The 13,640-nt window shown below is 60.5% G+C and carries 7 protein-coding genes and 1 rRNA gene; all 8 read left to right on the forward strand.

The window, feature by feature from the left end; translation table 11 throughout:
- Positions 1 to 17: 17 nt before the first annotated feature.
- Entirely contained in the window at positions 18 to 5,825 is a 5,808-nt protein-coding gene (locus GC162_14875) for a hypothetical protein (protein ID MBI1369924.1), read from the forward strand.
- 249 nt (positions 5,826 to 6,074) lie between these two features.
- A complete protein-coding gene (locus tag GC162_14880) occupies positions 6,075 to 7,463 on the forward strand; it encodes a hypothetical protein (GenBank protein MBI1369925.1) in 1,389 nt (462 codons plus the stop codon).
- Between the two features lie 36 nt (positions 7,464 to 7,499).
- Entirely contained in the window at positions 7,500 to 9,191 is a 1,692-nt protein-coding gene (locus tag GC162_14885; protein ID MBI1369926.1) for a hypothetical protein, read from the forward strand.
- A gap of 540 nt (positions 9,192 to 9,731) precedes the next feature.
- Positions 9,732 to 11,242 (forward strand): 16S ribosomal RNA (locus GC162_14890).
- A 227-nt stretch (positions 11,243 to 11,469) separates the two neighbouring features.
- A complete protein-coding gene (locus GC162_14895) occupies positions 11,470 to 11,919 on the forward strand; it encodes a TIGR03067 domain-containing protein (GenBank protein ID MBI1369927.1) in 450 nt (149 codons plus the stop codon).
- Between the two features lie 24 nt (positions 11,920 to 11,943).
- Positions 11,944 to 12,408 (forward strand): TIGR03067 domain-containing protein, encoded by a 465-nt coding sequence (locus tag GC162_14900; GenBank protein ID MBI1369928.1) that lies wholly within the window; start codon positions 11,944 to 11,946, stop codon positions 12,406 to 12,408.
- Between the two features lie 21 nt (positions 12,409 to 12,429).
- Positions 12,430 to 12,912: a TIGR03067 domain-containing protein gene (locus GC162_14905; GenBank protein ID MBI1369929.1), complete on the forward strand. Its 483-nt coding sequence runs from the start codon at positions 12,430 to 12,432 to the stop codon at positions 12,910 to 12,912.
- A gap of 58 nt (positions 12,913 to 12,970) precedes the next feature.
- Positions 12,971 to 13,640 (forward strand): DUF1549 domain-containing protein (locus GC162_14910; protein ID MBI1369930.1); only part of this gene is annotated, 670 nt, incomplete at its 3' end.

Below are 13,640 nucleotides of genomic sequence, written 5' to 3' on the forward strand. Positions count from 1 at the left end.
GGACCCAAAGGGGACGGATGATCGCTTGTTGCGCCGCGGCGTTGTGGCTCGCCGGTTCCGCTGGAAACGCCCATGCGGAGATTGAAGCGCACTGGCTCAACGCCTTGACCGGGTCATGGGGACAGACGGCGATGTGGTCGACGAATCCCGTGTTCCCCAACAACGGCAGTCCGAATCCCGGCGACTTGTATGACGTATATTTCGACGCGACCGGTGCGGCCTACATCGTCAGTGCCACGCAGAACGTGACGCTCTCGAGTCTGACCCTCAACTCCCCCGACGCCACCATCGAAGACTACAGCGGCAAAACAATGGAGATCGGCGTCCTGCACGTCGACGCCAGCCGCTTCAAAATCGGCGGCGGCTCCACCCTGCTCAACACGCGCATCGAAACCGCCGGCGACGGCCGCGTCCTGCTTCAACTCTTGCACGGTTTCTCCGTCTTCGATAACGTCACGCTTGCCGGCAACCTCACCGCGCAGTCAAGCAATGACATGATCATCCGCAACGGCCTGACGCTCGACGGCGGAGCGATCAATGTCAATCCGCTCGCCGGGATGTATTTTCAGGGCGCCGGCGGACTGAACGGAACCGGCACAATCACCTTCGGCACCGGCACCTCCAACCCTGGCTACATCGAGCCGGACCCGGACCACGCACTGGTCATCGCTTCGGGCATCACCATCCAGACCGGCACCGCCAGCGGCGTCTTCGGCGGCATGAACCCCGATGCGCAGACACAGCAAGTGATCAACAACGGAACTATTCAGGCCTCGGCGGGACAGCAAATCTCGTTCAATGTCGCGTCCTTCGTCAATCAAGGCCTGACGCGCACCAATGGCGGGACGCTGAGCATCTACGCGGATTGGACCAATCTCGGAACGATCGAATTGAACGGCGGCATCCTCGAACTGGGCGGACAATTTGCCTGGAGCGATCTGGGCAACATTCAGCGCACCGGCGGCGAAGTGAGGATCACCGGAGTTTTCGACAATTCCGGCCAGACGCTTCTGCTCGACGCGCAGACGGGGTCGTGGGATCTGAATGGCGGGACCATCGTCGGCGGCACGATTCAGGCCACCGGCGGCGCGGCCTTCATTCCGCACTACGGCACGCTTGACGGCGTCACGCTTGACACGCCCACGACCGGCGCATTCAAAATCACCAATGGACTGACGCTGCTGAAGGATCTGACGCTCACTGGCACGCTGAGCGTGGCTGACACACAGACCATCGACGGCCACGCGACCATTCACGCGCAGGGTTCGAACGCGCGCATCGATGCCGGCGGCCCGGGGTTTCAATCGCTCACGACCGGGCCGGGCATCGTGATTTCCGTCGATCCCGGCGCGTCGCTTCTGATCGGCTCCGCGACCAATAATCCGCTGGCTTTTGACAATCAAGGTACGATCAATGTCGAGGGAGGTACGCTGGCATTGTCGTTCGAGCAGTTCACCAACACCGGCACGATTCATCTCAACGCCGGGACACTCAATCTCGGCAGACAATTCACGACCGCCGCGCTGAATCATTTCGACCGCATGCCCGGCACGACCGTCAACCTTGTCGGTACGCTCGACAACACCGGCGCGACGCTGAATCTTGCGAGTCTCGGCGGGGCGTGGCATCTCGGAGCCGGGGCGCGGATCGCCGGAGGATCGATCCAGACCGATGCGACCAACGCGCTGCTGATCGATGTCCTGCCCGGCGGCGTGACGACCTATCCCGTCCTGCAGGACACGAATCTAAGCGGCCCGTTGACGCTGGATGTGAATCAGGTATTGCAGGTCGAAGGCACGCTCAACCTCGAAGCCGGGTCGACGCTCTCGATGCTCAGCACGTCGAGCCCGATCGCCGGCGCGACGATCATCGGTGCGGCGAACTCGGTGATCGACGGTCCGGGCGAAATCGTGTTCAACGGGTCGGGCTCCAGCAGCCGCATCAAGCCCGGCGCCGGAACGATGACCTTCGGCGCCGATCTGGTGATCCGCACCGGCGCCACCGGCGGCGCCATCGGCGCTAATTCCTCCCCGTCCGCACCGCGATTCATCGTCAACAACGGCCTCATCTCCGCGCAGACTCCCGGTACGACCATCACCATCAGCAACAATCTCGCCACCGACCTGTTCACCAACAACGGCATCGTCGAAGCCGCCAACGGCGCGAGCGTCGTCATCGCCAATCACTGGGCAGGCGCGGGTCTGCTTCGCGCCCTTGGCGGCAGTCTTTACCTCGGCGGCACGTTTACCGGCGCGGATGTCCAGAACATGCAGAACGTCGGCGGCCACATCGTGCTGCGTCAGGGCACGCTCGACAACACCGGCAACACGCTGATGCTCAACAGCACCACCGGGTCGCTCGAACTGGGTCAGGCCGGGATCCTGATGGGCGGAACGGTCGTCGGCGCCGACGGGGCTGGGCTGATTGCGATTATTGACGGCAGCAGCGCCACGCTGCAGGATGTTCAAATCGACGCGCCGCTGACGATGATGCGCGAGGTCTATGTCAAGGGTCACGTCTTCTTCAACGGCGCGGTCACGATGAACGGCTTCAATCTCCGCTCGCTCGATCATGATGTCATCGACGGCGCCAGCGCGATCAATCTCACCGGCTCGATTCTCAGTCAGTCCAACCACGCACTGACCATCGGGAGCGGCCTGACTTTCACGGATACGACCAAGGCGTTGACCGTCGGCGACTCGAGCGGCATATTCACCAATCACGCCGCCTTCGCGGCGGATGGCGCCGCGGCGTCGCTCGAGTTCAAGGGCCAGAGCTTCGCCAACGATGGCGTGCTTTCGGCGCTCAACGGCGGCAAGATCAAGATCAGCGCGACGCAGTGGTCCAACACCGGCGCGATCCATCTCAATGGCGGAACCCTCGAACTCGCCGGGGCTTTCTCAACCGCCGGCCTCGGAGCCATCGACAATGTCGGCGGTGCGATCATCCTCACCGGCACGCTCGACAACACCGGCGCGACGCTCAAGCCCGACGCCACGATCGGCGACCTGACACTCAACGGCGGAACGATCACCGGCGGCATCATTGACCTGTCCATGGGCCATCTGATCTACGCCGGCAACACCAAAAACAAGATCAGCGGATCGCAAATCCTCGGCCCGCTCGATCTGACCACGGACGGCGCGAAACTCACTGTCGAAAACGGCGTCGCCTTCAATGGCATCGCCAACGTGACCGGTTCAGGCGCCGCGTTGAACATTGATGTTTCGAGTTTGCCCGACGATGTGCTGATCCATCTCGGCGACGCGACGGGATTTGCGCGGACTTTGACTTTGTCGATGGCGGATACGTTCACGCTCGGAGCGGATGCGCTTGTGCGGGGCGGCAATGCGACCGTCAACTCCCACGGCAGCGTCGATCCGAACGGGCCGGTGATCAACTTGGGCGAAATCCGTGCCGACATCAACGGGCAGACGCTCATCCTGGCGCCCCGGACGCTGCGTAACCACGGCATGATGAACGCACAGACGGGCGGCATCCTCGAGGTTTACAATTCGACGGCTTTCACGAACGAAACCGACGGAACGATGCACGCCGCCGGCGGCACCCTCTGGATCGACGCAAGCAACTGGACGAACAACGGCCTGATCGACGCGGTCAACGGCAGCACATTCATCCTTGCGCGAACATGGACCAATACCGGTTCGATTAATGTCGCGGATTCGACGCTTGAAATCCGCAATTCGTCGACCACGCCCGGGAACATCACCGCCGTCGATTCGCTCATCAAGGTGACCGACAGCGCGACGACCGCATTCCTGCATCAGATTCAGTCGACCAATGTGAGCTATTCGGTAATCGGCGGAATCGTGACGAATACCAGCGATGTCATCACGCTCGACGCGCCGTGGGCCATTGGATCGAACGGCCAGATCAAGGGCGGCGTGATCGAGGACTTTGACGGCTCGCCGATGATGATCAGTGCAGGAGCGAGCGCCAGCACGTTTGACAGCGTCACACTCAACGGCAACGTCGTTGTCAATCCGGGAGCAACGCTGTTGCTGACAAAGACCATCTCGCTTGGCGCCAACGCCACGATCAGTCTCGTGAGCACCGCGGCCGACGGCGTGGCCACGCTCCGGGATGGCACGAGCACCGGCATTGTCGGGTCGGGCCAGATCGTCCTGAACGGCTCTGACGACGCAAATCAGATCACTTATTACAACATCATCGGGAACGGCGTCACGCTGCGCACCGGCACAACGGGGGGCACGATCGCCAACGGCATCAACGCCGGGCTGGTCCTCGTTGAAACGCCCGGTGCGACGGTGACGCTGCTTTCGTCCTTCCGCAACGCCGGCGTCGTTCGCGTGACGGATGGGCAGGTTGTCCTTGGCGCCGCCACCGGTCCTTTCACTTCGCTTACGGGCTCTTTCATCGGCAGCTACGAACGCACCGGCGGGACCATCTCGATCGCCGCCAAGACCATCAGCAATAGCGGCAATGTCATCGACTTGGACAAGATGGGCGACGTGTCGCTGCTGTCCGGTACGCAGATCACAGGTGGGACGATTCGCTCGCACAATGGGCACGAACTGATCTTCACGACGACGGGCGCGTTTTTCTCGAGCGTCGTGCTCGATGCGGATGTGCGCGTGCTGGCGGGGGCGAGTGGGGCAGCGCCGAATGTGGCGGGGCACCGGATCACGCTTGAAGGTGCGGCGGACATGGACGCGACGGTCGGGCTGCCTTCGACGTTCCACGGTCAGGTGTTTCTGGCTGGGTCGGACAACGCCAATCGCATCGGCCTGACCAATTTCCCCAACGCAACGATCAACAGCGACACGCTCATCGAAACGCAGACGACCGGCGGCGTATTGGATATGGCGGCGAGCCCGTCACTGGGGTTGATCAATCTCGGAACACTTCGTGCGAACGTCGACGGCAGCGTCGTCACCGTGATGTCGAGGCTGCTCGGCAATTACAGCGCGTTTGCTAATCAGGGGCAGATTGAAGTGACGAATGGCGCCCGAATTGAAGGGGTCGCGTTAAGCACATCGACGCAGCCGTGGTTCGATCAGACGGCTGGGGCACTGAAGCTCGATCAAGGCACCTTCGCCACGCCGGACCGCGCACGCATCCGAGGTGGCGTCGTCGAAGGGCGCGGTGTGATCGAAGGCGATGTGGAACTCAAAGGCACGGGCGTGCTTCGGCTCGGCGTGACGGGCGGGGCGCCGGGGGCGCTGATGATTGAGGGGGATTTGAGCATCACCGAGCCGACCGCAAAGGTCGATGTCGTGATCGACGGCATCGGGGGCTTGAGCGAACACAATCGCGTCGACGTCACGGGTGATGTGACACTGGGCGGCATGCTGGCGTTGTCGCTGGCGGACGGTTACACGCCGACGGCGGGGGATGTATTCACACTGCTGACCTATGGCGGGACGCGGACGGGGCGATTCGATGAAGTGACGGGTGCGGGGTTGCTGGGCGATTTGGCGCTGTTGGTGCTTTACGACGACGATCCGGGCGGCGTGGCAGGGGAAGTGGTGGCGCGGGCGACGATGCCGGGCGACTCGAATGCGGACGGACGCGTGGACATTTCGGATCTGGTGGTGCTGGCCCGGAACTTCGGCGCGATCGGCACGATGGACTGGTTCGACGGAGACTTTAACCTCGATGGCAAGGTCGATATCAGCGACCTGGTGCTGCTGGGCAGGAACTTTGATCTGCATGATCCGGCGGCGGCGGCGCTGGCGATTCGCGTGGACAACGTGCCGGAGCCGGGGATGGCGATGATATGGCTTATGTCGGGCGCGGGAGTTATGAGGCGCTTCGGTCGACGCTGCCGCGCTCGGCACTAGCGCGGGGCGGGTCCGGCGGCGCGTGGATCGTGCCCGAGCCGACATCGTCACTCATCGTTGCGCTGCTCGACGCGCCTTCACAAACACCCTTTTTTATCGAACAAAATAAACAAATCCGCCTGTAAAAACATCACGGATTTTACTTGTGGTTTTTATATTAGGATTTTAGGATCAGGATCGATCGCGGGGTCGGCGGTTGATCATTTCATTTCGTATCGGGACCGCAATGGGGCTGCGCAGTCGGCCCGCATGGGGGTATGCACGATGGCGACGTATCACAGATGCGCGTCGGTGTGTGTGTGGGTCGGCACGGTGGTGTCGGTGCTCGTTGTCACATCATTGCCGCCGGGGGCGCGGGCGGCGATCGTGACCTCGGGTCAGGTTTCGCCGGCATGGAACGGCACGGATCCGTGGAACACCGGCTCAACCCTGGCGATCGCCTTCACCGGCACCGGCTCGATGACCGTGACCAACGGCAGTCACGTCAACAGCCCCAATTCCACGCTCGGCACCTCGCTCAATTCCGTCGGCACCGCGACGGTCAACAACGCCTTCTGGCAAACCTCGACGCTGACCGTCGGCGGCACGGGCCAGGGCATCATCAACGACCTCAACGGCGCCAGCGTGTCGTCTTCATCGACCATCACCATCGGTCTGAACGACAGCGCCGTGCAGAGCAGCATCGTCGTTGACAACAGTGCCCAGTTGACCGCCACCGGCGCGATGACGATCGGCTCCGCCGGCAAGGGACTGCTCAAGCTCGATCACGGCGGCACCGCCTCCAACACCAGCGCCACCCTCGGCTCCGCCGCCACCGGCGTCGGCGATGCGCAAATCCTCAACGGCATATGGACCAACACCGGCATTCTCACCGTCGGCGGCAGCGGTCACGGATCACTGACCATCGGCTCCGCCGGCCACGTCACCAACACTGAGGCCGACATCGCGCTCAACGCCAACTCGGTGGGCGTCGTGACCGTCGACGGCGGCACATGGACGAACAGCGGCTTTTTGATCGTGGGTAAAGCGGGCGCCGGCGAGCTGTACATTCACTCCGGAAGCACCGTCAACAGCAGCACCTCAAGTTATCTCGGCTTTCAGAGTATGTCCTCCGGTCTCGTCGAAGTGGATGGCGGCGTATGGCACACCAACATCATCCTGGAAATCGGACAATCAGGCAGCGGAACGCTGCACATTTCCAACGGCGGCGTGGTGACCGATGACGATGGCTACCTCGGCGACAGCGGCTCCTCCTCTGGAACGGCGACCGTCGAAAACGGCACGTGGACCAACAACGGGTATCTGATCGTCGGATCCAACGGCGTTGGCTTCCTCGACATTGGCGCCGGCGGGCACGTGTCTTCGGGGGCGTTCGCCGATATCGGCGGCGGGGGTATCGGGAGCGTGACCGTCGAAGGCAATGATGCACGACTCGATGTCGCCATGGACTTGACCTTGGGACAGACAGGGACTTCGAAGGGGACGATGGTGATCAAAGACGGTGGTGTCGTGACCGACCAACGCGGATTTGTGGCCTTCGGCACCAATACCAACGCGGCTGTCTCGATCATCGGCGACGGCTCCAAGTGGATCAACCTCGGAGATGTCGGCGTCGGCGATGACACGGGCCAGAACTAAGGAACGGGTACCGTCACGATCCTCGAAGGCGCCGAGATGGATGTTGGCAAATCGTTGTACATCGGGGCCAGGGGTACGGTGAACATCCTCGGCGGAACGCTCCGTCTCACCGGGGACACGCCGTTTGTCTTAAGAGTCGGCGGCCAGCTTGAGTTCAACACGGGTACCATCGCGTATGACGGCGACCTGAACTTCGGCTCGCTTGCATACGGCAAGCTACTGACGCTGTTCCCCACGCGCACAATACCGACTTACCAGGGCTTTGAAGTCGCCGGTGCCTTCACGCTCGGCGAAGTCATCACCGTCGACGGCGGCACGCTGAGCTTCGGCTCGCTCCTGAACGCCGGCTATCTCGATTTTCAGAAGGGCACGATCAACGTGCTCTCCGCCGATGTGAACATCGGGTCCTCCGGCTTGTTCGGCCCGTCCGTCGTTCTCGACGCCACGAAAACCATCAACGTCTCCAACAATGTCACGCTCAATTCCATCGGCACCGTCGATCTCAAAGGCGGCATCTTCAGCGGCGGGGTGATCGACAATCAGGGGCTCATTCTTCTGGAAAGCCCGCTGGGCGGATTGGCCGGCGGAACGCTTTCCAACAGCGGGCTCGTCACAGGTTCGGGACGCATCGACAATGCCCTGGCGAATCAAGCGAGCGGACAGGTGCGCGTCCTCGCCGGGCAGGACCTGCGTTTCACCGGCAGCGCGCCGCATGATAACGCCGGCCTGATCGAGTCCGTCGCCGGCGTCATGGAGTTTACGGATCATCTGACCAATGAAGCGGTGGGCCGCATCACCGGACGTGATGCGCTTTATGTCTTTACCGGCGGGCTGAACGACCTCGGTCAGCTTAATTTCACCGGCGGAACCAATGATGTGTACGGCGATGTCGATGTCGCAGGCGGCGGTCGCATCACGACCTCCGGCCCGACCGGCACGACCAGCAATTTCTTCGGTAATGTGCATCACAACGGCCAGCGCATTCAGACTGCGGCGGGGAACATGAGCGTGTTCTTCGGCGATGTCACAGGGGCCGGGGCGTTCACCGGCACGGGTACGGTGCGCTTCGAGGGAACCTACTCGCCCGGCAACAGCCCGGCGGTGGTGAGCTTCGGCGGCGACATGCAGATGGGCGATGCGTCCGAGTTGAAAATGGATCTGGCCGGCAGCCCCAACAAGCCCGGGCTCAGCCCCACGAGCGATGAACTGATCATCACCGACGACGTCGCGCTCGATGGCAAACTCAAGTTGAATCTCGCCCCTGATTTCGCCCCGATCGCCGGACAGATTTTTCCGCTGCTGGCATTCGGCGGCGATCGCACCGGCCGCTTCGATGACATCGACGGCCAGGGTTTGCTCGGCCAGGTCGCTCTGCTGGTGCTTTACGATGACGATCCGGGCGGCATCGACAACGAAGTGATCGCCCGCGCGACGATGCTCGGTGACGCCGATGTCAGCGGCCGCGTCGATATCAGCGATCTGGTGATCCTCGCCAAGAACTTCGGGGCGGCAGGACAGATGGACTGGTTCGATGGCGACTTCAATTTCGATGGCAAAGTGGACATCAGCGACCTGGTGCTGCTGGGCAAATACTTTGATCTGAGCGACCCGGCGGCGACCCCGATTGTCACAGCGCTTCGGGCTGTGCCGGAACCGGGGATGTGCGTGTTTTGGATGGGGATGTTTGCGGGAATGGGCGGATTTTTAGGGAAAAAGCGGGGGAGTTGACGTTATGAAAACCGGTTGCTAAAGTATGCCTGTACGTGCTGATTGGGCAACTGATCAGGGTGGGACCTCGCTCCCCGCGAGGGTCGAATATATTTTCGACTAACACCGCGAACACGACTTGACACCGGCCGCGAGGTGGCTAATATCTCCGGTCGCTTAACCGCCCCTGAATAAAGGGCGGGCCCTGAAAAGGGTGTTGGTCTTTGACAAGTGAACAGTTGAGACGCCGCGAGGATGTGGCGATTCGGCAGGCAAACACAATAGCTTGTCGAGTCGGATCCCCTCTGTCGAATAACAGCCGACAGAGTGGCTCAAACATCCTTGTGACGCCTGTGAATTCCAATGATTGTCACGAAAGTGACACGCAAGAAGAATATCCAGCGAATGGATGTTTGAGCCTTACCTGCCGTCTTAGCCGACGGCAGGGTGGTGGGACTCGAAAGAGTCTCTTCCACGACCGGTCGATCCTATGATCGATCAAACCGGATCTAAACCTTCTTTCGAAGTGACGCCCGAACCGTCGGGCTAGCAACGATAAACAAGTGAAGAGTTTGATCCTGGCTCAGCGCGAACGCTGGCGGCATGGCTAAAACATGCAAGTCGAACGCGAATCCACCTTCGGGTGGTAGTAGAGTGGCGAACGGGCGAGTAATGCATTTCTAACGTGCCTCAAGGCCAGGGATAGCTCACCGAAAGGTGTGGTAATACCTGATAACCCAATCGGATCGCATGAACTGATTGGCAAAGGCTTGCTTCCTTGAGATCGGGAAATGTGGTATCAGGTAGTTGGTGGGGTAATGGCCTACCAAGCCTATGACGCCTAGCGGGTGTGAGAGCATGACCCGCCGCATCGGAACTGAGACACTGTCCGGACTCCTACGGGAGGCTGCAGTAACGGATCTTCCGCAATGCACGCAAGTGTGACGGAGCAATGCCGCGTGCAGGATGAAGCCCTTCGGGGTGTAAACTGCTGTCAGGGTTCAGGAACACAAATGACCAGACCCAAAGGAAGGGCCGGCTAACTTCGTGCCAGCAGCCGCGGTAATACGAAGGGCCCGAGCGTTGCGCGGAATCACTGGGCTTAAAGCGTGCGTAGGCGGGGGCGTAAGTGCCTTGTGAAAGCCCACGGCTCAACCGTGGAATTGCATGGTATACTGCGTCCCTTGAGGTCGGTAGAGGTTGTCAGAACTCTAGGTGTAGCGGTGAAATGCGTAGATATCTAGAGGAATGCCAATGGTGAAGACAGGCAACTGGGCCGATTCTGACGCTGAGGCACGAAAGCGTGGGGAGCAAACAGGATTAGATACCCTGGTAGTCCACGCTGTAAACGATGCGCACTAGATCCTGGAGGTTCTGACACCATCAGGATCGAAGTAAAAACGATAAGTGCGCCGCCTGGGGAGTACGGTCGCAAGGCTAAAACTCAAAGGAATTGACGGGGGCTCACACAAGCGGTGGAGCATGTGGCTTAATTCGAGGCAACGCGAAGAACCTTACCTGGGTTTGACATGTTCGAAAGAGTCAGGAAGTAGAACCCGGAAACGGGAACGAACGGTATCCAATCCGGAACCTGACACAGGTGCTGCATGGCTGTCGTCAGCTCGTGTCGTGAGATGTCGGGTTAAGTCCCATAACGAGCGAAACCCTGACCCTCAGTTGCTAATTATAGGACTCTGGGGGGACTGCCGGTGTTAAACCGGAGGAAGGTGGGGATGACGTCAAGTCCTCATGGCCTTTATGCCCAGGGCTGCACACGTGCTACAATGGCGTGAACAAAGGGATGCCAACGCGCGAGCGGGAGCGAACCCCAAAAAACACGCCCCAGTTCAGATCGGAGGTTGCAACTCACCTCCGTGAAGTCGGAATCGCTAGTAATCGCGGGTCAGCAACACCGCGGTGAATGTGTTCCTGAGCCTTGTACACACCGCCCGTCAAGCCACGAAAGGAAGGGGCGCCCGAAGTCACCTCGTGCCGAAGGCGAAACTTCTGATTGGGACTAAGTCGTAACAAGGTAACCGTAGGGGAACCTGCGGTTGGATCACCTCCTTTCTAAGGAAGAATCTAGACCGGTTGGACGCCATTCCAACCGTGTTTATCGTGTCACCACTCTCGTCGGCATACAATCTTACGCTGCTCAATTGTCAATTACCCCAACCCCCGTTCGGGAAACCGGGCGGGGGTTTTTTCATATCATCTTCTCGGCTCATCCAGATTTTCTTTCGCCCGTCATCCAGCCTCTGATAGAGTTTCTGGCATCCTGCCCTCCGCCGAGACTGTCATGCGTGCCTTTCTCGTACTCGCCCTCTTTTCACCACTCGCACTTGCCGTCCCAGTGACCAAGGAAAAGGACACCCCGAAGGACGAAATTGCGATCCTCGGAATCTGGCAGATCGAACAGTTCGACGCCGGCGGGGAGAAAGTTCCGCCCGAGGTGAACCAGATCCAATTTGTGTTCGCGAAAGAGGGGAAGTTCTCTCTGACGAACGGACCGAGGGATCGCGGTGCTGGCACGTTCAAACTCGATCCGAGTGCCAAGGTGAAAACCCTCGATATCACAGTCGACGGCACGACCATGCTCGCCATCTACGAACTTGACGGCGATACGCTGAAATTGTGCATCCCCGACAAACCGAATTCCCCCCGCCCGGAGGAGTTCAAAGCCGACTCTGGAGCAAGAATCGCCGTCGTCACTTTCAAGCGGGTGAAGGACACGACGAAGGACAAGTAACCTGCCCCAACACTGAGGTCACTCATGCGCCTGCCCACGCTGGTCGCTGTCGTTCTGATCCCTGCCGTGCTCGTTGCCGCCCCGATCCCGAAAGACAAAGAGAAAGCCAAGGACGAAGTGCTCATTCTCGGCATCTGGAAACTCGACAAGTTCGACAACGGTGGTGAACCCGGAGGCCCGCCTCCGGACGAACTCGACAAAATCCGGTTCGTGTTCGAGAAAGATGGCAAACTGAAACTGACCGGCGGACCGAATGGCGAGTCGATCGAAGGCGAGTACAAACTCGACCCGGCCGCGAAACCGAAAACGATGGACCTCACGATCCAAGGGCGAACTGCACCCGGCCTTTACGACCTCGACGGTGACACCCTGAAGGTTTGCATCACAGAAGGGGAAAACGCCACCCGGCCGACCGAGTTAAAGCCCGACGGGAACCGCACTCCTGTGGTGACCTTCAAGCGGGTCAAAGAAGAGAAGAAGGACAAGTAGCCCCCATTTTCGAGGAATCCCATGCGTCTGCTAACACTGATCACGGCCGTGCTGATCCCCGCGGCGCTCGTCGCTGCCCCAATTCCGAAGGACAAGGAGAAGCCCAAGGACGCGGAACTGATCCTCGGAACCTGGAAACCCGAGGCCTTCGATCTGGGGGGTGCGCCGGGCGCCCCTCCCCAGGAAGTGCTTGAGAAGATTCGTTTTATCTTCGAGAAAGATGCCAAGTTCAAAATCGCAGGCGGACCGGAAGGGGAGGAGTTGGCCGGTACGTTCAAACTGGACGCGGCCGCCAAGCCGAAAACGGTCGACCTGACGATGCAGCGCCCTGGCAGCGATCAACCCGAGACGATGGTCGGGTTGTACGAACTCGATGGCGACACTCTCAAGTTATGCGTTCCCAACGGACCGGGTGAGGCTCGCCCCACCGAGTTCAAACCGGACGGCAAGCAATACGCAGTCATCACCTTCAAGCGGGTGAAGGAAGAGAAGAAGGACAAGTAGGCGGCATCTCAGATCCCGAACCGTGTCATTATCGTGATACGGTTCCTCACCTCCCCTGTTGCTCTACCTGCACTTCTCGGTCACAATAACACTTCTGCTGATCATCGCCTCGCTTGTGGTGTTATTGCTAATGACTCGCCTCTCCGTACTCGTGCTTTTCGCGGCTCTCTCCAGTCCAGTCAACGCCGCCGAGCCGGTGGTCGACTTCAACCGCGACGTCCGCCCGATCCTGTCGAACAACTGCTACGCCTGCCACGGGCCGGACGAGAAGGAACGCAAGGCCCGACTGCGGCTCGACACCTTCGAAGGTGCCCAAATGAAGGGCGCCTTGGTTCCGGGCGAGCCGGACGAGAGCGAACTCGTCCTACGAGTCGAATCGGGCGATGCCGACGACCTCATGCCCCCGGCGCAATCAGGGAAGAAGCTCTCCGCGAAGGAGATCGCCACACTCCGGACGTGGGTGCAACAGGGGGGCAAGTACGCTACCCACTGGAGCTACGTCAAACCGACCCGCCCTGCCCCGCCACCGGTCGCCGACCCGACACGCAACGCGATCGACAATTTCCTCTTCGACCGTCTCTCCAAGGAAGGGCTTAAGCCGTCGCCCGAGGCCGACAAACCGACCCTCATCCGCCGGGTGGCACTCGCGCTCACCGGGTTGCCGCCGACCCTCGCCGAGGTCGATCAGTTTCTTGCTGACGACTCCCCCGACGCCTACGAGACGATGG

The organism is Planctomycetota bacterium (genome assembly GCA_016125255.1).
Classification (GTDB): domain Bacteria; phylum Planctomycetota; class Phycisphaerae; order Phycisphaerales; family Zrk34; genus RI-421.

What these genes read in the sequence shown, in the direction of transcription:
- GC162_14875 (MBI1369924.1), top strand. Translation starts at nt 18, where the DNA reads ATGATCGCTTGTTGCGCCGCGGCGTTGTGGCTCGCCGGTTCCGCTGGA.
- GC162_14880 (MBI1369925.1), top strand. Translation starts at nt 6,075, where the DNA reads ATGGGGGTATGCACGATGGCGACGTATCACAGATGCGCGTCGGTGTGT.
- GC162_14900 (MBI1369928.1), top strand. Translation starts at nt 11,944, where the DNA reads ATGCGCCTGCCCACGCTGGTCGCTGTCGTTCTGATCCCTGCCGTGCTC.
- GC162_14885 (MBI1369926.1), top strand. Translation starts at nt 7,500, where the DNA reads ATGGATGTTGGCAAATCGTTGTACATCGGGGCCAGGGGTACGGTGAAC.
- GC162_14905 (MBI1369929.1), top strand. Translation starts at nt 12,430, where the DNA reads ATGCGTCTGCTAACACTGATCACGGCCGTGCTGATCCCCGCGGCGCTC.
- GC162_14895 (MBI1369927.1), top strand. Translation starts at nt 11,470, where the DNA reads ATGCGTGCCTTTCTCGTACTCGCCCTCTTTTCACCACTCGCACTTGCC.